Raw genomic sequence first — 20,757 nt, forward strand, 5'->3', positions numbered from 1 at the left:
TCATGGGAACAAATGTCCACTTTGGGACTTAGTGATTCACCTCTGGCAGGGGTGAAGCATGAACTACTTCAGCAGCGACAAATTTTCAGGGTTCAAAACGCAAGAGGACCGGCGGTGCAAGTGCGGTGCTCAACCCAAGCTCGTCCATAACATGATGGACTCCTTGCGTGGGATCACGGTTCGCGTGTTCGAATGCCAGTGCGGCGAGCGCACTTGGACCGAGGATCGAGAGTAAGGCCGCCCGCTGGCCTCTTTCATCACTATCTCTGAATAGTTTCGCCGGCGGTGTTTGCGTCGCTGTCGTCGCGGGCCGAGAAAGTGATGGCTGAGCCGCGCCAACGTCGTGCCCCGATATGAATGACAAACTTTCAAGCAGCTATTCGACGTTCGCCAAACTCGCATGTCCGTGTTTGGTGGCAAGCTGGAAGGCCGCGCCCTAAGCACAGCGTGAACAAATACCACAGGTGAGCTCCGTAGCCGTAACGATGGAACTCAAGCCACCTAGTATTGTTTTACCCCAACACTCCAGCTATCGGCGGGCTGGATAGGACCCGAATGGAAAACTCAGACGGCTTCGAAGCTGCACAGTCCAGCGAGGAGCGTTATCGGCTTCTTGTTGAGGCGATCACCGACTACGCGATCTATATGCTGGACCGCGACGGGCGTGTCACCAGCTGGAACCCAGGGGCGAAGCGCTTTAAGGGCTACGAGGCTGAGGAGATCATAGGGCACCACTTCTCGAAATTCTACACGGAGACCGAGCGGGAGCAAAAGGTGCCCGCCTTGGCACTAGAGGAGGCGGAGCGAACAGGACGCTTCGAGCGCGAGGGTTGGCGTGTGCGCAAGGACGGCACGCAGTTCTGGGCCCATGTGATCATTGACGCGATCCGTTCGCCTAAGGGCGAGCTTGTAGGTTTCGCCAAAATCACCCGGGATCTGACCGAGCGAAGGGCGGCCGAGGCTAAATTACGCGAAAGCGAGCAGCAGTTCCGGTTAATGGTCCAAAGTGTGACGGACTACGCCATCTACATGCTAGATGTGGAAGGCAACGTGGCGACTTGGAACGCTGGTGCTCAGCGCATCAAAGGGTACGCTCCCGAAGAGATCATCGGTAGCCACTTCTCCAATTTCTACACCGAAGAGGATCGCGCCGCGGGCCTCCCGCGAACAGGCCTGCAGACCGCAGCCCGCGAAGGACGCTGGGAGCACGAAGGTCAAAGGGTCCGAAAGGACGGCACTCGCTTTTGGGCGCATGTGGTGATCGACGCGATTCGAGACGACGACGGGAAGCTCGTAGGATTCGCCAAAGTGACCCGTGACATTACAGAACGGCGTCAGGCGGAAGCCGCGCTCCAGGCCGCGCAAGCAACGATGATCCGATCCCAGAAGCTGGAAGCGATCGGCCAACTTACCGGCGGCGTAGCGCACGACTTCAATAATCTCTTGCAAGTGATCAGCGGAAACCTGCAACTGCTCAGCAAGGACATCGCGGGTAATGCCCGAGCGGAGACGAGAGTCCAGAGCGCTCTGGCCGGCGTCGCGCGGGGATCGAAACTTGCTACCCAGTTGCTCGCCTTCGCGAGGCGCCAGCCGCTGGAGCCGAGGGTCGTGAATGTCGGTCGCCTGATCAAAGGCATGGATGACCTGCTGCGTCGCGCCATCGGCGGGGAAATCGAGGTCGAGACGGTCGTCGGCGGAGGGCTGTGGAACAGCCTCATCGACCCCGATCAACTCGAGAATGCCATTCTCAACCTCGCGATCAACGCCCGCGACGCGATGAACGGCCAAGGTCGGCTGACCATCGAGGCCAGCAACGCCTTCTTGGACGACGAGTATGTCCGCCAGTACGATGATCTGATTGCGGGGCAATATGTGATGATCGCGGTAACCGACACGGGCAGCGGCATTCCGTCAGATATCCTGGAGCGGGTCTATGAGCCCTTCTTCACGACCAAGGCGGAAGGCAAGGGCACTGGCCTCGGCCTAGCCATGGTCTACGGTTTCCTCAAGCAATCCGGCGGACACGTCAAAATCTACAGCGAAATCGGCGCCGGAACGACGGTGAAGCTATACTTCCCGCGAGAAATGGCGGTCGAGGATACGCTAGTCAGTGCCACCTCCGGTGACATCAACGGCGGCGAGGAAACCGTACTGGTGGTTGAGGATGACGATGAAGTGCGAGAGGTCGCTGTCTCGATGCTCTCCGATCTTGGCTACCGCGTGGTGAAGGCGAGAGATGCGGTGGCCGCGCTGGCCATCGTCGACAGCGGCATACCAATCGACCTGATCTTCACCGACGTGATGATGCCGGGCACTCTGCGCAGCCCGGAGTTGGCGCGAAAAGCCCGGGAGCGGTTGCCCAACGTCGCAGTCCTTTTCACATCAGGCTACACGCAGAACGCCATCGTGCACGGGGGACGGCTCGACCCGGGAGTGGAGCTTCTAGCCAAGCCCTATACACGGGAAGCGCTTGCGCGGAAGACCAGGCATGTGCTTGCCAACCATGCTCAACGGCGTCTCGCGGCTACGGAATCGCGTCAGCCCACACGGAAAGACGCCGTCAAGGGTGCGACCGTGTTGCTCGTCGAAGACGACGAACTGATCCGCCTGACTGCGACGGAGATGTTGAACGATTTGGGCTGCAAGGTGATGGAGGCCAGCTCGGCCGAAGAGGGTTTGAAGGCCCTGGATGAGGCTGCCGTGGATATCCTCGTGACCGATGTTGGCCTTCCCGGAGTGTCTGGCCTGCAACTCGCGAAGGACGCGCGCGCGCTGCGACCTGACTTGTGCATTGTTGTGGCGACAGGTGACGGCGGGATCAAATCCGAAGCTGAGTTCTTGGACGCCGTGCTCGTCGTGAAGCCCTATGCGCCGGAAACTCTGCACCGCAGCCTCGAAAATGCGCTGCAGGCAAAAGCGCGACCCTAAACAGGTGTTGATAGCCTCGCAGCGGAAGCGCTTGCCGCAGCCTCTTCGGATTCCCTGTGGACACTCTCAGCCTTTCATTTCGTTAACGCGGATTCTCGCACTGACGCGGCTAGTGGCCTATAGGGAACAAAACCCCGCCCCCGTGCCTCTTCTTTTTTGGGTTCCTCAATCCCGCCCGCCCCTCGGCTCGGGCCGGACGGCATTCGAACAGGTCAGCATGAACGCGAGATTTCAGGGCGATTTCCCGATCGGCGGCGGTGAAATGGGCAAGCTCATCCGCGCCTTCGATTGGTCTCGCACTGAACTGGGTCCGATCGAAGGCTGGGGGCCCGCGCTCCGGACCTCCACCAATATCGTGCTGCAGTCGCCCCTGGCGCTGGTGATGCTGTGGGGACCGAGCGGCATCATGATCTACAACGATGCGTATTCGGAATTTGCCGGTCAGAGACATCCGCAGCTCCTGGGCTCCAAGGTCTTGGAGGGCTGGGCTGAGGTCGCGGATTTCAATGCGAAGGTGCTCGAAGTGGGGCTCGCCGGCGGCACGCTATCGTTCAAGGATCAGGAATTGACGCTGTACCGAAACAACGTCGCCGAACAGGTCTGGATGGACCTCAACTACGGGCCGGTGCTTGGGGAAGACAACAAACCCGAAGGCGTGCTCGCCATCGTGGTGGAGACGACGGCGAGGGTGAAGGCCGAAAGGGCTTTGGCAGAACAACAGGCCGTGATTGAGGAGGCCAACAAGCGGCTGTCCGCCGAGTCGAGCTTTCTCCGAGACCTGTTTGAACAAGCGCCGAGCTTCATGGCAATGATGAGCGGGCCTGACCATGTCTTTACGCTGGCCAACGCGGCCTATCGAGGTCTCGTCGGGGACCGCGGCGAATTGGTGGGGAAATCCGTCCGTGAAGCGATTCCCGAGACCGATTCTCAGGGCTTCCTTGGTTTGTTGGACAGCGTCTATCGAAGCGGCCAGCCCTTCGTCGGACGAGGCATTACCGCGCATCTCCAGCGTCAGCGCGGCGCTGAGATGGAAACCCGCATCCTCGATCTCATCTACCAGCCTGTCCGTTCGTCGTCCGGCGAGATCGCCGGCATCTTCGCGGAAGGCCATGACGTCACGGAGCGCGCGACTGCCGAGGCGCAAGTCAAGGCCAGCGAGGAGCGTCTTCGCGCGCTCATCAATGCGACATCGGACGCAGTCTACCGGATGTCACCGGATTGGCGCGAAATGCGTCAACTCGACGGACGCGGATTTCTGGCCGACGCCGACGGGCCATCGATCGCGTGGATGGAAGAGTATTTGTTTGCTGAAGACGAGCCTCTGGTCCAGGCCGCCATAGCGGAGGCCGTCCGGGATAAAAAGCCTTTTCAACTGGAGCATCGCATCCGGCGCCAGGACGGCTCGCAGGGCTGGACCTTTTCGCGGGCCGTGCCGCTGTTGAACGGCACGGGCGAAATCGTCGAGTGGTTCGGCGCGGCAAGTGACGTGACGGCACGTAACAAGGCCGAAGAACACCTTCGTCTGGTGATCAACGAACTGAACCATCGCGTCAAGAATACGCTTGCGATGATGCAGGCGATTGCGGCCCAGACGTTCCCGAGGTCCGAGCATCTGGCCGGGGCCCACGCGAATTTCAGCGCGCGCATAAAGGCCCTGGCCACTGCAAGCGATCTGCTCACAGGGGAGAGATGGGTAGGTGCGTCCCTGCGGGACGCCACGGAAAAGGTGCTGCAGCCGCATCATACCGACGCCCCGAAGCGGCGGATTGTTCGAGGACCGGAGGTCCGACTGACAGCAAAATCGGCCATTTCGCTTTCGATGGCGCTGCACGAATTGGCGACGAATGCGACCAAGTACGGAGCCTGGTCCGGAGCGGACGGGACCGTGACCATCGAATGGAATGTCGTGCGGACCGGCAAGGGAGAAAGACTTGCGTTCGAGTGGAGGGAAGAAGGCGGTCCGCCTGTCGTTCAGCCTGTGCGAAAAGGCTTCGGATCCCGTCTGCTGGAGCGCGGCCTGGCTGCCGAATTGAGCGGCGACACTCGTCTTGAGTTCAGGCCGGAAGGCGTCGTCTTCCGAATCGACGCTCCCTTGGATCCCTACGCGGGTGAGGATCGATGAGCGGGCGACGACTCCAGGCGCTTGTCGTCGAAGACGAGATGACCATCGCGCTCATGATCGAGGACATGCTGACCGACCTCGGACATCAGGTCGTCGCGATGGCGATGCGGCTGCCCCAGGCGCTGGAGTTGGCTAAGACTTCGGAAATCGATTTCGTAGTCCTTGATGTGAATCTGGATGGCCATATGTCGTTTGCGGTGGCCGACGCCCTTATCGAGCGCGGCGTGCCTTTTGTGTTCGTCACGGGATACGGCGCCGCAGGAGTCGATCCGAAGTATCGTCATCAAGGCATCGTCCTTCAGAAGCCGTTCGATCTGGCCGACCTTGAAAAAGCGATTGAGCGGCTTCCGCCACGTTAATCCTGTATGGGCGGGTGCGGTTCGGGGAATGAAATCTGCTTGCGCTTGCTCGCGCCTATCGAGGAGGACTTGAGTTGCCAAAGGCCGCAATTTTCGATCTGGACGGAACGCTTCTCGACTCGGTGGACCTTCACGCACTCGCCTGGCACGAAGCGATGGTCAAGTTCGGCCACCATGTGAGCTTCGAGCAGGCTCGCAGCCAGATCGGCAAGGGAGGAGACAAGCTCGTTCCCGTGTTCCTGTCCTCGGACGAACAACGTGAGCACGGCAAGGATCTGGAGGAATGGCGCGCCAATCGTTTCAAGACGGAGTATCTGCCGCTTGTGCGACCGTTTTCGGCCGTTCCGGACCTGCTGCGGCGAGTGCGCGATGCGGGACTTCGGATTGCCGTCGCTTCATCCGCAAAAAAGGATGAACTCGAGACGTACCTGGACATCGCACGCATCTCGGATCTGGTCGAGGTGGCGACATCGTCCGACGATGTGGAAGAATCAAAACCGTCGCCCGACGTCTTCGAGGTCGTGCTGAAAAAGCTCGGGTTTGAAGGTTCGGACGCCGTCGCGATCGGCGACACGCCTTACGATGCCATCGCGGCGGGGAAGGCGAAGGTTGCGACCATCGGCCTGCTTTGTGGTGGGTTCACCGAAAGCTCGCTGCGGCACGCTGGATGCATCGATGTGTATCCCGGACCTGCATCGCTTTTCGCTGGATTTGAAGACTCCCTGCTCGCGCGGTAGACCCGGCCCGCACGTAATGAAACGACCTCCGGGACTCGCAGAGTACCCGGAGGTCGATCGTGCGATCTGTAACGCCGGAGATTCAGGCGCAGTTTGGTTGGACGGTTCTAATCGCCGTCGGAGGTTTCAAGGATCCCTCCAGCAGTCGCCGGACTCGCGGCGATCGGAGTGGATCATCGCCAAGCATTGAGGACGGTTGACGAGAAGGAACCTGCGAGAACTTGGCCATCCACCGACGCTCGATGCGGTTCAATACGTCTCTGGGCAAGGCAATGCTATCCATCGCGACCTCCTCCTCAAGCGGCGAGAAGTCTTGATGTCGAACAGAGACGGTTGGGCTTGCCTCCGGGTGGATTGCGTGGGCCGCCGTCAAGTTCGCACAATGCTTCGAGTATCTCGTCGATGGCGACCGGCGCTTTAAGTCCGATAGGCGCTCGCAACGAGGGGCAGGAGGCTATGGCCGATGCGTCGGACGCCCAGGAGGCCAGAATGGCGCGTTTCTCGGAGATTGAAAGCGAAGAATCCGCCAGCACGTCCCTCGGGTGGTCGAACACCGTGCCGGGATGCAGTAGCGCGTTCAAGTCGATGACGTTGTCGTCGGAAGCGGTCGTCGGCCGCATGGTATCCTCCATTCTTTAGACGAAGCCAGTTGCCGCGCGTCGCACGACGCGCGGCATTCTCCAGGTGGATCAATCAGGCCGCCTTGGCCTCGATCTGATGGACGTTGTTGGAAGACGTGGCGCCGGCAATGGCGATGCGCCGCGGCTTCATGGCCTCCGGGATTTCCCGGACCAGTTCGATCTTCAATAGACCGTTGTCGAACGCCGCGCCCTTGACCTGGACGTAGTCGGCCAGGTTGAACTGGCGCTTGAAATGACGGGTCGAGATTCCCCTGTAGAGAAACTCGCGCTCGGCCTTCTCGGTCTTGCCGCCCTCGATCGTGACGACGTTCTGCTCGGCCGTGATCGAAACTTCATCAGGCGAGAAGCCCGCCACCGCCAGCGTGATCTGGTAGCGGTCTTCCGCCAGTCGTTCGATGTTGTAGGGGGGATAGCTTTCCTCGGCGGCCCGCTGAGCCGTTTCGGCGAGGTCGAACAGACGATCGAAGCCGATCGTCGACCGGAACAGGGGCGAGAAGTCATAAGTGCGCATAGCCAAATTCTCCAAAGAGCAAGATGGGTATGAGGCACCGGACACGACCGGTGCCCGTCTCAAATCCGAGGCCCCGGAGGGCACCTCGGACGCCACGCGAAGGTGACGCCGAAAAAATTAGCAAAACCGGTTTTGGTTTCAAGAGGGGAGACAAAAAAATTCGATCGGGTCAGGGGATCAGGCGATCCCGGTCAAATTCCGCAGCGTCGCGATGAGCTCGGCCTCACGATACGGTTTCGGCAGGAAGACGCTGCCTTCCGGCAGATCCTTGTCCGCGGCCCGCACATGGCCCGACGTCGCGACGATCTTGATTGGCGGCCAACGGTCCCGGACGAACCTGGCGAGCTTCAGCCCGTCCATCGAACCCGGCATCTGGATATCGGTAAAGACCAAATGGATGTCGGAGCGGGCGGTCAGGATCGCGATGGCTTCGTCGGCATTCCCCGCCGGGATGACCTCAAACCCGGCCTCTTCGATCACCTCGACGGAATCCATCCGCAACAGAAACTCGTCTTCGACGATTAGGATGACAGGCTTCAAACTCGACATTTAATTGCGATCCTCTGCGGCTCAAGCGGCCTAAGCAGAATTTGTTCCGAAGGATTTGTGACCAAGGATTCGCACTCATTCAATTCGGCGCGGTCGTGGCGAGTGGCATTGAGAATACAAACCTCGTTTCCTCCGGCGTGGACGTCACCGCGATCCGTCCCCCGTGCGCTTGCGCGATCTGGGAAGCGATATGAAGTCCCAGCCCGAGACCCTGTCGGCTGTTGCGGACGTCGCCGCGAAAGAACGGCTCGAAAAGCCTCTCCATGGCCGCCTCTGGAATGGGTTCACCTACGTTGGCGACCCAGAACTCGAATTCATCGCCATTCGTTTTCGCACCCACGCGCACGGGCATGTCCCGCGCTCCGTGGGTGAGGGCATTGCCGATAAGATTGGACGCAAGTTGTCCGATCCGCGTGTGATCGCAATTGACCGGCTCGACTATCTCGAAGCGGGTGTCGATGGCGCGCTGTGGAGAGGCTGTTCGCAATTCGTCGACGACCTGCTCGAGTACCGGCTCCAGCGGCCGCATGGCTCGATGCAAAGTAATGCCGCCTCCCAGCCGCCCGCGCGCGAAGTCCAGGATGTTGTCGATCAGATCCGACATTCTGGTGACGGTCGAGTTGATCATGTCCAGGACGCGGAGTTCTTTCTGGTTCTGGAGGGCGCCCGAACGTTGAAGTATCCTCGCGCCGGCGCTGATGGCAGCCAACGGATTCCGCAGATCATGACCCAGGACCGCTATGAACTGCTCGCGCAATTCCGCCGTCTCCCGCTCGCTCGTGAGCCCTTTCTGCAGTTCAGATCTCGAGTCCACCAACTGCCGTTCGTAGCGGCGTCGGTCGGTCTCCTTAATGACGACCAGGGCCGTGAACAGAACTCCGCCGTCGGCATCGCGACGCTCGACTGCGTTCGCGATTACCGGTAGCCGCTCGCCGGCGGCAGTCTCGAAATCCAGTGCGAACTCGTTGAAGGACCCTTGCATCCGCAGCAGGGGCGCGATGTGGGTTTCGTAGTAGATACGGCCCGCCATGTTCAAGAACTGATGAAGGCGTTGGCCGACAAATCTATCGGGGGCAAACCCTGTCCACGACGCAAGGGTAGCGTTGACTTTCGTTATGCGTCCGTCGGGACCGATCGTGAGGTAGCCGCAAGGGGCGTTCTCGAACAGGTCCCGGTAGTCGTCGGATCCGGGCTCAGACATAAGCTCGGATCGCCGACACAACCTCAGCCGGCGCACTCAGATTCGGACAATGACCGGTGGCCTTGAGAAAAACGATCTCACTGCCGGGAATGCGGCTTCGCACGAACTTTCCCACCTCCTCGGAGGCGATGATGTCCTCGCTACACTGAAGGATTAGGGTGGGGACGGTGACCTTAGGCAGATCGCTTCGGTTGTCGGAGGTGAAAGTCACCCGAGCGAAGGCCTTCGCGATCTCGGGGTCGGTCCGACAGAAGCTGTTGGTCAGTTCCTCGGCGAGTTCGGGCCGATCCGGGTTGCCCATGATGGAAGGTGCCATCGCGGCGGACCAACCCATATGGTTGTCTTCGAGGAATTCGAGAAGTTCGGCGATCTGCTTTTCGGTGAAGCCCCCGACGTAGTCGCCGTCGTCGATGTATCTGGCGGAAGGACCGACCAACACCATCCGGCCGAACAACTCCGGAGCCTTGATTGAAGCCAGCACCCCGATCATGGCGCTGACGGAATGGCCGACGAATATGGCGTCCGTCAGCCCCAACGCGCTGCCGATCTCCGCCAGGTCGTCGGCATAGCCGTGGAGCGTCGAATACTTCGATTTGTCGTAGGCCGACAGGTCGGACCCGCCCGCGCCGACGTGGTCGAAAAGGACGACCTTGAATTCGCTCTCGAACTCAGGGGCCACGAACCGCCACATGTTTTGGTCGCAGCCGAAGCCATGAGCAAACACCATAGCCCGATCACCCCGCCCACTAACGTGGACGTTGTTTCTCGCCATCACATCCATGCAAATTCCCGGACTGCCGCCGATCGGACGGGAAATTAAGCCCTAGCACCACTCGGAAACCGGTGTGCCCCGAGACCCAAGCGCCGCGAGCGTCATTTGTTCCTCGCCAGTTACGGCACGGCGGGATATTGAGCCTCCCCGACCTCCGGGCCGGCTACGCCCCCGTTAAGCGCAGATTCCGGCTAGTTGCGAAAATCGTGCGCAGGGCCGCGGGCGAGTCTTATTACTCAAAACGCTACCTTTACTGATCTGCCGCAAGTGCGCCCTATCGTTCACCCAATTGTTTTTCCGTGCCAGGCAACGGGCTGGCTAACGGCCGGAAGGCTGCCGAACAGGGCCCGCGATCAGGTGATAGGTCGGCACCCAAGCCGAATTCCATGTCTCGATAGTGTCGCCGCACACAGAACACTCGAAGCTGCTCAATTCCCGAGTTGCGGCCATCGCCTCGGTTCTGCGATAAACCGCCCCGCATTTGCAGTTCCTGTGTTGATCAGCCATGGGTCCAGCCTACGCCTTCTCAACTGATTTGCCCACGCACGACTCGCCGAAAGCGATACCGACCTCTTTCGCGCAGCGTGATCAGCCATCGCCGAGGGCGCCGCTCGCAGATCGGAGGTTGCCCTAAGAGGATCGTAGGAACGGCCGCAGTGGGACAACCTATGCTCGGGGAAGCCGAATTGTGAATGTCGTGCCCGTCGCTTCATCAGAGGCAACGTTGATCTCCCCGCCGTGGGCCTCGACGATAAGTTTTGCGATGTAGAGTCCTAGCCCGAGATGCGAGTGCTCACCCGTATCCTGGACTTGGCCACGCATCCACGATTGAAAAATAGTCTTCTGGGCTCGCGGGGGAATGGGTGGACCGTCATTGTGAACACTCACGGCCAGCGTTGAAGGATCGGTCCCCGATATCGACACGGTGACGGGACCGGATGCATCGCTGTATTGGATCGCGTTCCCGATCAAATTGGACAAAACCTGCCCCATCCTTGCGGCGTCCCAAAGCCCGGTCGAATCCCCCTCGTGCGTGACATCGATCGTCTGCTTTTCGTGTATGCTCCGCAGTTCGTTGACGATCGACTGGCACAGCGAGAGCATGTCGGTTCGGGCTTTCTTGACGGGGATGTCGGTTCCGAAAGACGCGCGGGTGAGATCGAACAGGTCGTCGAGGATTCGGCTGGCTCGGTCCGTCGTGCTGACGAGATCGGACACCATCTTTGGGTGTCTCGGATCTGTGGGTCCGGCGCGTTTCATCCACTGGGCCGCCATCGACGCCGCCCCTATGGGACTTCGCAGGTCGTGACCTAAGATCCCCAAGAACAGATTCCGGGAATTGTTGATGGTCTTGGTGTAGTGGGCGACGGACTCCGCTACGGCTTGGTCGATCGCTTCGTTGAACCGTGTGAGATCCTCGAGGTCCGTGCCGGCGAGCTTCTGTTGATGGGCTGCCCATTGCTTGACGACGCTGGCCCTCAGGGCTCGATATTCTGAGACCATCTGGTCGATGTCGAATCCGTCCGCAAGACGAAGCGCCGCATGGATCTCGGCTGCGCTCTGGCGAAATGGCCCGTCGCTGTCGGCCAGACCTCGCGATTTGTCCATCTGTTCGGATGGAGTTTGCTCGGACTCCAGGTCGTTGGCCACGAACTTGAGGATGTCGACGATATGATCCTGGAGCGCCAGCTTCGACATTCCGTCGCTCGCCGGCGTCCTCGTCCGGGCGAATTCGGTCCATTCCTTTATGATGGCGGGCTGGTTTTGTCGGATGAAATCCGCAAGCCTCAGATGCGAAGTGGGCTGGTGTTCTTTGCCGGTCATGTCACGCCCCCAATCTCGCTTTATTGATGACGACGCAAGTGGCAGCGTTTACGTCCTGCGGAGCAAATCCGATCATCCGACTGTCGCGGCTCATCGTGATATCCTGCATAAAATCGGCGTGACCGGCGGCGATGTCACCCGGAGAATCGCCAACGCTCGCCTGGATCCGACATTTCTAATGGCGGACGTCGAAATCGTAGCCACTTACGAGTTGTACAACATCAATCGTACCCGTCTCGAAAATGTCATCCACCGAGTCTTTGGTCCGGCTCGGCTTGATATCGAGATCAAGGATCGGTTTGGTCAGCCGATTGTCCCTCGCGAATGGTTTCTGGTACCGCTTTTTGTAGTCGACGAGGCGATCGAGAAGATCAGGGACGGAACGATCACTGATTGTGTCTACGATCCCAAGACCGCCTCACTCAGTCGAGTAGCGGGATAGAGGGCGCACCTCTCGCATACCGGCAAAGAAGTTTGCCGTCGGCGTCCCTATCGACAGTGCATCAGCGGAGGCGGGACCCGGACCGGCTGCTCTGACGACCCTAGCGGGCATCCCTGACTTCTTCGGTTGTGTCAACTTCGAGACAAGCACCTGAGGCATTGACCCGTAAGATCAAAAATTTGCACTTTGCCCAAGGACTCACTATCTTATCTTTGACATCGCTATTTAATTGAACAAAGGCCCCGCCGGAGGTGGGGCCTTTTCCGTCCGCCCATGGCCGTAGCATCCGCTGCGGCTTTTTTTTTTAGGAGAAGACCACTATGGGAACTTACATGCACTTCAATCCCGACAACGCCCGAAGCTATATCGGCTTAGTTCTGCCGGCCGATCAGCTCGCAGCGCTGGATCGGGTGCGCACCGAACTGCGGTTGTCGCGATCGGAGTTTGTTCGGCGGGCCATCGCGGCACGGTTGCAACAACTTCACGCCCCCACAAAGTAAACACCCAAATGAAAGCCCCAGCGCGCCAACGCCAGGGCTTAAAGCAGAGCTTTTAATAGATAAGATCATCATGCCACAAAATCCCCGAAAGCCCAAATATCAGCTCGATCTCCTTGATGAGAAGCGCGCCTTCGTCGTGATCGCGCTCACTGACAGGCTAAAACAGTCCGGAAAGCTGGTCGCCATGAACGCGCTCGCTCACTACAATTCCGAGCGCGGATGTTCCTGGGCTTCCGTCCCCGTAATTGCTGTCGAGAGTGGATATTCCGCCACGTCAACGAAGGCCATCAATGCCGGTCTCAACGAGGTGGAAAAAGTTGGAGCTTTCAAGATCGTTCGAACCAAGGGCGGCGGCGCAAAGAACACGCACCGCATCTGCCCGATCATGCCATGGTTCCGTGCCGAGTACGACCGGCTCCGAGAGTCGGGCAGGATCGCAAACGACAATGATGAGTTTGCTGATGTTCGAAGCGAAGCTTTCCAGTCGGGCTCTGGGCCCGGGTCAGATAACAACACGGAAGGCAGCCGGGTTCAGGACTGCGGTCAGTCGGGTTCTAAACCCGGGTCGGTAGGGTCTGAAACCCGGGTCAGTCGGGTTCAGGACCCGACGAATAGAACAGATGAAACGAACAGAGAGAAACGAACCAACCTAAACGACAATGCGCGCGCCTGCGGCTCGCGTGTGCCGGCTGTTGGTTTGGATGTTAAGTGCGATGCTCAGGCCAAGGCGGCGAATGACAACGAGGAAGTCAACGAAAGCCAGCTGGGCGATACTGACAGCCGGACGGAGGACGAGCCGTCGATCAAAGAGCAGCGGAATGAAGATAGCGAGCGGAACGAACAGGAAGAAAGACGCCGGAAGGCCGGAGAGGGAGTCTGGGACATGCTGCACAAGGCTCCGCCACGGCAGCATGATGAGTTCATCGAACTCTTTGTCGGGATGGTACGAGCCGGAAAGATAAAGGACCTGCAGGCGGTCCGGTACGGCCTTAAGTGCTATCTGAGCGACACCCCGCGCGAATTTCACAAAGCCCCTATCAGACTCTTGAAGGAGAAGGTCTGGGAGACCTACCGGCAGCCGAAAGGAAGCTCATGGGACGGATTGTACGGCAGTAAGCCAGCAAGCCGGACACTAAGCCGCCCCGCGAACTGACTATCAGCCAATCTCACACCCCCGCCGGCAACCTCATGGTGCCGGCGGGGCCTAGTTGGTCCAACGCGAGCGGTCCATGCGTTGTTGGCACAAGATGGCCCTACTTGCCCAGCGCCCGGTAGCCACGCCAGCGAGTCGGAGCATGCTTTGCAAAGGAGGATCGATGAGAAACGACACGAAGTTTGCCGCTAAGCGCCCGAAGGTGTGCCTCGCCTGCGGGCGTGTTAAGGTCACGTTCCCGGCGATCATCTGCAAGGTGTGCGTAGACACAGACCGCGGTCGTAGGGCTGTTGCGAAATTCAAGCGGTCAGCCTTCAAGCCAAGAGCGGCACATAAGAGCGGAAAGGATGGCAGCAGCGTTCGGACGATCTCTGGCGGGCTCCCTTCTTTGGGAAAGCGGCACTGAAACATCAAACTGATACGCCGGGCTTCCTCATCGCCGCCGCGGCAGAACTTATGCTCCCCTCTAAGACGAATTATCATTTCCGACGCAAAAGAGCTGAAAAGGCTGTAAAACAAGGCCTTTCAACGCGGCCTGAAATTCCCTAAAACTCACTCACATAACCTCGCAGTCTGTGCTCGTTCGCATCAGAACCGAATAGGGGTTGACAATACCCCCGGGGGGTATATAGTGTTTTCGCCACGTTGGGAGAACGCCGCCAAGCTGACAAAGCTGGCGGCGTCATTGATTCAACCCCTTCCCCTTCCCCCCATCAACTGACATCCACCGGACCGCGTGTAACGCGGTGCCGGCAATTACTGCTTTCCCAGGAGTTCCACCATGATCAATCTCGATCTGGCTCGTCATGAGCCCACACAAACGCTTGGCGTCGTGCTGCCCATCTCTTTTGTCCATGCGATCGAAAGGCTTGCCAAGGCCGAGCTAATCGCGAAGTCCTCTTGGTTGCGCCGGGTCATCTTGGCTGAGCTGAATAAGGATCACGCCAGTAAAGCCGAACTGTCCAAGGATGCTGCCTGATGACCGATCATCTCGAAAACCTGATCTCGTCGGAGGCGAAGCGTCTCGGTTTCCAGCCGAATGCAGAAGCCATGCGGCAGGCGGCTATCGATCTCGCCGGCAGTGCGCTCACGAGCCAAAACATGATCCACATGCCTGGGCTGGGCTCAATTGCACCGGCCGATTTCGTTCGCGATCTGCACACCCGAATGCCCAGCGCATTCGCCGGCCTCAACGACGGCAAGCCTGAAACGAAGCCGGGAAACCTGACCAGCCAGATGCGTGAAGAGGTGGCAGCCAGCCGCCGCCAGCGATCGCTACCTGATGACTGGTCGGAAATCCGATCGAAAGCCGCCGGCATCACGGCCCAGCACATGGCAGAGCGTGAAGGAAATTGGAAATGAGCGCACGTACCTGCCGCTACTCGACTTCCCAGCCACATCACAAGAGCAACGTGTTGAGGGCCTCCAGGACCGCCTCGTCGCTGCCCGATTAGACCCGCTCGCCGATCCTGAGCGTGTTCGAGAGATCGCTGGTGAAGTCTCCGCGATCGAGTCTCTTTGGAACAAGGAACAACAGAAATGAGTAATTATCGACGACTGCGAAGCGCAGTCTCTACCCGTGCTGCTATCGAAGCGATCGCCCCCGAGGCGCGAGAGCAACGTACTAGACATCTCGTCGCCCGTGAACGAGGCCAGCGCTTAGCAGCAGCTCAGGCGGAAGTGGCGGCGGCAATCGAGGCACATGAACACGCAAAAGCCAGCGTGCCGGCAACTGCGGCCACTCTCAAGGCCGCTCGTGCAAAGCTCGAAGAGTTCGAGAGCGAGGTGGCAACAGCAACGCTTGCCGCCTAAATAGATCATGTATCTTTTCGGACGGCGGTTGTTGTGTTTCTCCAGACATCGCCGCCGTCTATTTGAGGCGCGGTGGAATGATTGATGCTCGGATAGCTCTGCTCTTAGCTTTTGCGGCTCTCGCCACCGCGCCTCCATCCCTCACGCTGGCTATGGCAGAAAGCCCGTATCCTACGCCGACTCGCGACGGCCGCGAGCGCATCCAGCGCACGGGGGCTTGTCCAACCGGCTATGTTGGTCTTGGCGACAAGTGCGAGGCACTGCGTGCCGACACGCCGCGAGCGATGCCGAAGATCGATGGCAAGGCGTGTCCGTCTGGCTACCTCGCCAGCGGCGGGAGCTGCAAGGCCTTCCGATGATTTCTCTATGCGAGCCGCTCTAGGACCCGAGAGACCTGAACCGCGGACCACTGGCCATTTCCCCGGCTGGTCGGGATGCCCTTTTCGTTTAGCCCTTCTGCGATTGCGCGCAAACTTGTCTTGCCGGTAGCCTGTAGCTCCCGAATGACGGGGGAGATATCGGCCGCCCGTGCCGCGGAACGCGCGTTCAGAGCTCTCCTAGACGCCTCCTGCATCTTGGCATCAGGAACAACGCCACGATTGCCACCGAGCTTCTTGCCGCGCCTCTTGGCCGCTGCCAGCGCGGCCTTGGTGCGAGCGGAGATCATGCCGGCCTCAAGCTCGGCTACGGCCACCATCTGTTGCAGAAGAAAGCGACCGGTCGCGCCTTCAACAACAGGGAGGTCCGCAAACCGTACATCAACGCCGGCCTCTAACAATCGCGACAGGAAGGCCACAGAGCGCGTAAGGCGATCGACCTTGGAGACAACCAGGGCGGCGCGATGCAGCCTCGCCGCTGCCAATGCCTGCTCTAATGCGGGGCGATCAGATCGCTTCCCAGACTCGACCTCTGTGAACTCAGCGACAATCGACCAGTCGCCACCATTGAGGTAGGCCGCGACGGCAGCGCGCTGGGCATCGATGCCTAGACCTGACTTGCCCTGCTTGCCGGTAGAGACGCGGTAGTAAGTTACGAACTTTCCGTTGTGCTGGGCCATGGTCCGCGCTGTTACAATCACTTCAACGTCCGTTGATAGATTTGTAACAGTGCAACCAGGAGGGCGCAACATGAATTTGAAGCGGGTGGCGTCCACGACGGGGAGCGCTCAACGCTGCTCGTCCGTTCCGGGTGATCCGTCACCATGGCGACGGCCACGAAGACTACGACCGGCGCGTGCCCTCGCGCTCTCCATTGTCTGCCGGAGCACCATCACCAGCACTACCGACATCGAGCTGCTGCTCTAAGCCGCAGAGGTTTCCCAGCGCTCGAAAGCGCGGGAGGGTGAAGGCGAGTTTTTTTATTGGCATAGGCGCCGGCTTCGCCTGACCCCCGCATACTTCGCACCTCTGAAGTACAATTCGTTTTCGCCCCCACCGGTCGATTTTTTTGACGGGGCGCATTCAAAACCGTTTTTCCAGCGCAGTTTTCAAAAGGGCCCTTTCCCTGCGCTGCCCACCAACATCAACACCCACAAGGAACACATGTCCGACAATCTCGACATCCGAGCGCGTCTTACTGGCGTCGACGAACTTTCGCCCGTGCTCAAGCGCGTGCTCGGCAACCTCCAAAAGTTCGAAGACATCGCGAAGCGCGTCAATTTCCAGCTGTCCGGCATGGGCCGCGCCGGAATGTCAGCTCTCGATGGGTTTAATCGTTCCGCGAAAGCAGCAGCAGACCAGATGAGAGGCGTGAGCAACATCGCCCGGTCCGCTGCTCGCAGCTACGCGACCGACTGGGCTAAGGCGAACTCTCAGCGCCTGAGTGACGCACGGCGAACCTACGCCAGTCTTGGACGTCTCGAGTCCAACTACCTTCGCCAGGTCGAACGCAGCGCCGCCGTGGAACGTCGGGCCAGCTCCGGCCGGTCCTACGGCGGTGGTGTCGGTCGCCTGCCCGCGCCAAACATCCGCGCCGTTGCAGCCGGTGCGGCCATCACGGGCGCTGGTGTAGCGAGCGCGATCAGGAAGCGGATGGAGGTGGAAGCCGCTGAAGTTCGCGCCCAAATGTTCGGCGACCTGGGCAAGGGCGAGGTTGCGAAGCTTCGCCGGGACTTCGCGGACAAGGCCGGCATCAAGTATGGCGTCGGCAGCACCAAGGTCATCGACACGGCGGTGGAAGGGCTGAAGGCCGGAGTCGCCAAAGAGTACGCTGGCCAGTTCGCTGAGTTGGCTCTGAAGGCGCAGGCCGGTCTCGACGTCAACCCGGAGGCAGTCGGCAAGTTGCTCGGTCGTCTCTCGACTCAGATGCCGTGGGACACCGGCCGGTTCAGCAAAATCCTGAATGCGGTCGCGGTCGCGAACAACGCCACCGCTGCCGACGGAAACGAGATCATCGAGGCGATGCGCCGCAGTCTGTCCGCGCTCGCGACAACTCGGATGACCCCGGAGCAATTAGCCGCGATCGACTCCACCGGCATTTCGCTCGGCATTCAACCCTTCAAGGCTGGCACATTCGTGTCGTTCCTGACTTCGCAGATCGCCGGCGCGGACTCCGCCCGGGGCCAACAGGCGAGTGACCTCAACGCTGCCGCGAACGCGCTCGGTTTCGGTGGCCGCAGTGGTATGGCCAAGACCATGCGAGAACGGCCGATGGAAGCCATTCAGCAGATTCTCGACAATCTCGCGAAACTTCCGGAGCGGTTGCGAACGAAGGTCGCAAAGCAGATCGGCGGTCGCGAGTGGATGGACGAAATTCTGACTCTTGTTCTCGGCAAAGACAAGCTGAAGGACGTGCTGAAGGACATCGAAAACAAACCCGGCTTCCTCGATAAGACAGCGTTGCTGAAGATCCGATCGATGCAAGGACGATGGGCGTCAATCAGTGCGGCGCTGGGTCTCATGTGGGAAAAGGTTGGCGCTGGTCTTGAGACTTGGTTCGATCAGATTAGCGACTCCATCATCAGCCTCACTGATACGTTCAATTTTGACTCGATCAAGGAACATTTCGCAGCGTTGATTGACGGCGCTCGCGAGGGCTTCGGTCTGAAGAACTGGGGCGAGGCGGTTAAGTCCATCGCTGAGAATTTCGATGCTGGGACCGTCGCGAAGTGGCGCGAGTTCGGTAAGGGTTTCGCGGAAGGCATTCGCGAGTTTGCTAACGGACTGAAGTTCGCCTTTTCGGCGCTTGGATTCCTCACCGGGAAGAATCCGGCCGATGCGCGGGAGATGGGCAACCTTGTCGCGCAACTGACCGGATTGACCGTTGCCTTGGCGGCCTTGTCGCCAGTCATCTCCGTGCTGACTGCTGTCACTCTCGGACTCACCGGACTAGCAAACGCTCTCGCGTTCATCGGCGGCATTCCAGCAGCCGTCGCGCTGCTGAGCATGTTCGCTGTGCGTCATCAAAATGATGGTGTTCCAGACGCCAATGTGAAGCAGCCGGGCGAGAGCACAACGCAATGGCGGGAGCGCCAGCGAAACCACCGGAGCAGCTTGTACAAAAAGTCGAGCTTCACCGGTTCAACCGACTTCTCCGGCAGTTTGGATGGAACTGACGCCGCTCGAAAAGTCACTGGTTCAATCGGCAGCAAGGCTTCAGCGCTCAGTGGCGGCAGCCTCGACAAAGCGTCGTTCGAAAAGAAGTTCGCGGGCACTCCGCTTGCTGGCAGTTACGACAAGATCGTTTCCGCTGCCAATGCGAACGGCATTCCGCCCGCGCTGCTCGCTGGCGTGATCGCGCACGAAACCGGAAACGGATCGAACACCCGATATAACAACGTCGCCGGACTCATGAATCCTGAGACCGGCTCCCGAACGAAGCTGGCCTATCCGAGTATCGACGCCGGCATTGATGCTGCCGGCCGCGTCGTCGCGAAAAACTACAACGCTGCTGGTCGGGACCTTGGTGCTATGGCCAAGCGCTATGCGCCGTCCGGAGCCGCGAACGATCCGAACGGGTTGAATGGCGGTTGGGAGTCCGGTGTATCGAAGCAGATGAACTCTCTCTCCGGTGGCGTCGGCAGTGCCGGCACTGGTGATGCTGTCGGTGCTGGGGAACGCTATCTAGGCCGGAATGAGTATAGCGATTACCGGATGCTTGCTTCCTATGTCGGTGCCGACGTTCGCGGCAGGTCCAACGCTTGGTGCGCAAGATTCGTCAACGCCTCGCTCAAGGCGGCGGGTGGTCAAGGCACCGGCAGCGCGGTTGCGAACAGCTTCCAGCGTTATGGTAGTGCCATCGATCCCGCGAGGGTCATGCGGAATGATGTTCTACTTCAGCCGAACGGTCGCGGTTACAACCAGCCCGGCGGGCATGTTGGGCTCGCGACAGGTGAGACGCGCATGCACAACGGGCGGCTACAGGTGAAGATGCTGGCCGGCAACGACGGCGACTCGGTGCGGGAGCATTGGATCGATGCAGATCATAATTTGATGGTCCGACGCGGCAATTCCGGCCTCGGCGTCAACGTGCCTCAGGGTGTTACCTCGCAGGTGCCGACACCGGCAGACATAACCGCGAACGTACCGCAACGCATCAACGGTGACGCGAGTCTTGGCCTTCGCGGCGGCGCGGGCAGTGGAAACACCATCCATAACAGCTTCACGGTCCATGCCGGCCAGCACGATCCTGAAGCCGTGGCAACGCTGGTGCAGCGCCGGATCGACGAGAGCATGAACTGGCGAACCCACGACACCGCATCCGAATACAGCTAACCGCTCCGTGCAGGTGGACGTGGTGAAAGGCCGGCCGTTAGCTCGGACGTAAAGCAACGGCCAGCATCTCGCTTGCTCGAACGCAATTTTGAACTCGAAACTGCAAATGGACGTATCGGAATGCGCACCTATGATGCGGGTGTTCACAAAGGAATTGTTAAATGAACTATCGCGGTTATTCGATCAATCATGAAAACGGACTGTGCGTTGCTCGCTCGCTCGACGGTGACGGCCTCGCCATTGTTTCGAGGGACCCGAAGCGCGTCACTGGCGCTGTGCGCGATCTTTGGGTCGCGCTCGACTATGTCTACCAGATACGTTTCGGAGAGGCCGACCTGATACCAATCTCCCGCGTCATCAGGGAATGGGTCGCTAACCCCACCCCCGTCATTTACCTCGATACTGCCAATGCGCGCGGTGCTTGCTAATGTTGATGCAGGAGATTGCGAACGATCAGAACATGCGGCCGGCGGATCGCACAGTTGCTCAAGTGT

Annotated in this window: 18 protein-coding genes and 1 pseudogene; 12 read left to right on the top strand and 7 right to left on the bottom strand. The window is 59.6% G+C overall.

The annotated features are described in order from the left end of the window. Positions 1 to 555: 555 nt before the first annotated feature. From AC5ZFO_RS30355 to AC5ZFO_RS30370, 4 genes are all read left to right on the top strand, one after another. A complete protein-coding gene (locus tag AC5ZFO_RS30355) occupies positions 556 to 2,928 on the top strand; it encodes a hybrid sensor histidine kinase/response regulator (protein WP_496122950.1) in 2,373 nt (790 codons plus the stop codon). A 217-nt stretch (positions 2,929 to 3,145) separates the two neighbouring features. Beyond that, positions 3,146 to 5,050 carry a sensor histidine kinase gene (locus AC5ZFO_RS30360; RefSeq protein WP_282519724.1) on the top strand — a complete coding sequence of 635 codons (1,905 nt, stop codon included), beginning with the start codon at positions 3,146 to 3,148 and terminating at the stop codon, positions 5,048 to 5,050. Further along, a complete protein-coding gene (locus tag AC5ZFO_RS30365; RefSeq protein WP_282519725.1) occupies positions 5,047 to 5,409 on the top strand; it encodes a response regulator in 363 nt (120 codons plus the stop codon). The genes AC5ZFO_RS30360 and AC5ZFO_RS30365 overlap by 4 nt, the downstream gene beginning before the upstream one ends. A 74-nt stretch (positions 5,410 to 5,483) precedes the next feature. After that, the gene (locus tag AC5ZFO_RS30370; protein ID WP_282519726.1) at positions 5,484 to 6,146 is read left to right on the top strand and encodes an HAD family hydrolase; all 663 of its coding nucleotides are present in this window, start codon (positions 5,484 to 5,486) and stop codon (positions 6,144 to 6,146) included. A 296-nt stretch (positions 6,147 to 6,442) separates the two neighbouring features. Here AC5ZFO_RS30370 and AC5ZFO_RS30375 read toward each other — a convergent pair whose 3' ends face one another. The 6 genes from AC5ZFO_RS30375 to AC5ZFO_RS30400 form a co-directional block, all read right to left on the bottom strand. After that, complete coding sequence (locus tag AC5ZFO_RS30375) at positions 6,443 to 6,766, bottom strand: hypothetical protein (RefSeq protein ID WP_282519727.1); 324 nt, start codon at positions 6,764 to 6,766, stop codon at positions 6,443 to 6,445. A gap of 73 nt (positions 6,767 to 6,839) precedes the next feature. Further along, positions 6,840 to 7,298: a small heat shock protein HspD gene (gene hspD, locus AC5ZFO_RS30380; RefSeq protein WP_282519728.1), complete on the bottom strand. Its 459-nt coding sequence runs from the start codon at positions 7,296 to 7,298 to the stop codon at positions 6,840 to 6,842. 177 nt (positions 7,299 to 7,475) lie between these two features. Further along, positions 7,476 to 7,847: a response regulator gene (locus AC5ZFO_RS30385; RefSeq protein ID WP_282519729.1), complete on the bottom strand. Its 372-nt coding sequence runs from the start codon at positions 7,845 to 7,847 to the stop codon at positions 7,476 to 7,478. A 79-nt stretch (positions 7,848 to 7,926) separates the two neighbouring features. Next, positions 7,927 to 9,048, bottom strand: a complete 1,122-nt coding sequence (locus AC5ZFO_RS30390) for a PAS domain-containing sensor histidine kinase (protein ID WP_496122951.1) — start codon at positions 9,046 to 9,048, stop codon at positions 7,927 to 7,929. Beyond that, entirely contained in the window at positions 9,041 to 9,829 is a 789-nt protein-coding gene (locus AC5ZFO_RS30395; RefSeq protein WP_282519731.1) for an alpha/beta fold hydrolase, read from the bottom strand. Before AC5ZFO_RS30395 ends, AC5ZFO_RS30390 begins: the two co-directional genes overlap by 8 nt. Positions 9,830 to 10,486: 657 nt before the next feature. Further along, entirely contained in the window at positions 10,487 to 11,644 is a 1,158-nt protein-coding gene (locus tag AC5ZFO_RS30400) for a sensor histidine kinase (protein ID WP_282519732.1), read from the bottom strand. A gap of 28 nt (positions 11,645 to 11,672) precedes the next feature. Here AC5ZFO_RS30400 and AC5ZFO_RS30405 point away from each other — a divergent pair. The 6 genes and pseudogenes from AC5ZFO_RS30405 to AC5ZFO_RS30430 all read left to right on the top strand — a co-directional run. Next, a pseudogene (locus AC5ZFO_RS30405) lies at positions 11,673 to 12,086 on the top strand (GIY-YIG nuclease family protein); the annotation flags it as partial. 320 nt (positions 12,087 to 12,406) lie between these two features. Further along, entirely contained in the window at positions 12,407 to 12,586 is a 180-nt protein-coding gene (locus tag AC5ZFO_RS30410; RefSeq protein ID WP_496122952.1) for a ribbon-helix-helix protein, CopG family, read from the top strand. 70 nt (positions 12,587 to 12,656) lie between these two features. Next, positions 12,657 to 13,739, top strand: coding sequence for a hypothetical protein (locus AC5ZFO_RS30415; protein ID WP_496122953.1), 1,083 nt, complete (start codon positions 12,657 to 12,659; stop codon positions 13,737 to 13,739). A gap of 781 nt (positions 13,740 to 14,520) precedes the next feature. Next, positions 14,521 to 14,718, top strand: a complete 198-nt coding sequence (locus AC5ZFO_RS30420) for a hypothetical protein (protein ID WP_496122954.1) — start codon at positions 14,521 to 14,523, stop codon at positions 14,716 to 14,718. After that, complete coding sequence (locus AC5ZFO_RS30425) at positions 14,718 to 15,101, top strand: hypothetical protein (RefSeq protein WP_496122955.1); 384 nt, start codon at positions 14,718 to 14,720, stop codon at positions 15,099 to 15,101. Before AC5ZFO_RS30420 ends, AC5ZFO_RS30425 begins: the two co-directional genes overlap by 1 nt. A 177-nt stretch (positions 15,102 to 15,278) precedes the next feature. Beyond that, the gene (locus AC5ZFO_RS30430; protein WP_496122956.1) at positions 15,279 to 15,551 is read left to right on the top strand and encodes a hypothetical protein; all 273 of its coding nucleotides are present in this window, start codon (positions 15,279 to 15,281) and stop codon (positions 15,549 to 15,551) included. A gap of 364 nt (positions 15,552 to 15,915) precedes the next feature. Here AC5ZFO_RS30430 and AC5ZFO_RS30435 read toward each other — a convergent pair whose 3' ends face one another. Further along, the gene (locus AC5ZFO_RS30435; protein WP_496122957.1) at positions 15,916 to 16,608 is read right to left on the bottom strand and encodes a recombinase family protein; all 693 of its coding nucleotides are present in this window, start codon (positions 16,606 to 16,608) and stop codon (positions 15,916 to 15,918) included. A gap of 484 nt (positions 16,609 to 17,092) precedes the next feature. Between AC5ZFO_RS30435 and AC5ZFO_RS30440 the strand changes: the two genes are divergently transcribed. Both AC5ZFO_RS30440 and AC5ZFO_RS30445 read left to right on the top strand, forming a co-directional pair. Then, complete coding sequence (locus AC5ZFO_RS30440; protein WP_496122958.1) at positions 17,093 to 20,263, top strand: phage tail tape measure protein; 3,171 nt, start codon at positions 17,093 to 17,095, stop codon at positions 20,261 to 20,263. 161 nt (positions 20,264 to 20,424) lie between these two features. Then, positions 20,425 to 20,691, top strand: a complete 267-nt coding sequence (locus AC5ZFO_RS30445) for a hypothetical protein (RefSeq protein WP_496122959.1) — start codon at positions 20,425 to 20,427, stop codon at positions 20,689 to 20,691. The last annotated feature ends 66 nt before the right edge of the window (positions 20,692 to 20,757 follow it).

This window comes from Bradyrhizobium sp. Unk1 (assembly GCF_059512345.1).

Coding starts and splice junctions, on each gene's coding strand:
- AC5ZFO_RS30420 (WP_496122954.1), top strand. CDS start 14,521: ATGATCAATCTCGATCTGGCTCGTCATGAGCCCACACAAACGCTTGGC.
- hspD (WP_282519728.1), bottom strand. CDS start 7,298: ATGCGCACTTATGACTTCTCGCCCCTGTTCCGGTCGACGATCGGCTTC.
- AC5ZFO_RS30355 (WP_496122950.1), top strand. CDS start 556: ATGGAAAACTCAGACGGCTTCGAAGCTGCACAGTCCAGCGAGGAGCGT.
- AC5ZFO_RS30425 (WP_496122955.1), top strand. CDS start 14,718: ATGACCGATCATCTCGAAAACCTGATCTCGTCGGAGGCGAAGCGTCTC.
- AC5ZFO_RS30395 (WP_282519731.1), bottom strand. CDS start 9,829: ATGGATGTGATGGCGAGAAACAACGTCCACGTTAGTGGGCGGGGTGAT.
- AC5ZFO_RS30365 (WP_282519725.1), top strand. CDS start 5,047: ATGAGCGGGCGACGACTCCAGGCGCTTGTCGTCGAAGACGAGATGACC.
- AC5ZFO_RS30415 (WP_496122953.1), top strand. CDS start 12,657: ATGCCACAAAATCCCCGAAAGCCCAAATATCAGCTCGATCTCCTTGAT.
- AC5ZFO_RS30360 (WP_282519724.1), top strand. CDS start 3,146: ATGAACGCGAGATTTCAGGGCGATTTCCCGATCGGCGGCGGTGAAATG.
- AC5ZFO_RS30390 (WP_496122951.1), bottom strand. CDS start 9,048: ATGTCTGAGCCCGGATCCGACGACTACCGGGACCTGTTCGAGAACGCC.
- AC5ZFO_RS30445 (WP_496122959.1), top strand. CDS start 20,425: ATGAACTATCGCGGTTATTCGATCAATCATGAAAACGGACTGTGCGTT.
- AC5ZFO_RS30440 (WP_496122958.1), top strand. CDS start 17,093: ATGTCCGACAATCTCGACATCCGAGCGCGTCTTACTGGCGTCGACGAA.
- AC5ZFO_RS30400 (WP_282519732.1), bottom strand. CDS start 11,644: ATGACCGGCAAAGAACACCAGCCCACTTCGCATCTGAGGCTTGCGGAT.
- AC5ZFO_RS30435 (WP_496122957.1), bottom strand. CDS start 16,608: ATGGCCCAGCACAACGGAAAGTTCGTAACTTACTACCGCGTCTCTACC.
- AC5ZFO_RS30410 (WP_496122952.1), top strand. CDS start 12,407: ATGGGAACTTACATGCACTTCAATCCCGACAACGCCCGAAGCTATATC.
- AC5ZFO_RS30430 (WP_496122956.1), top strand. CDS start 15,279: ATGAGTAATTATCGACGACTGCGAAGCGCAGTCTCTACCCGTGCTGCT.
- AC5ZFO_RS30375 (WP_282519727.1), bottom strand. CDS start 6,766: ATGCGGCCGACGACCGCTTCCGACGACAACGTCATCGACTTGAACGCG.
- AC5ZFO_RS30385 (WP_282519729.1), bottom strand. CDS start 7,847: ATGTCGAGTTTGAAGCCTGTCATCCTAATCGTCGAAGACGAGTTTCTG.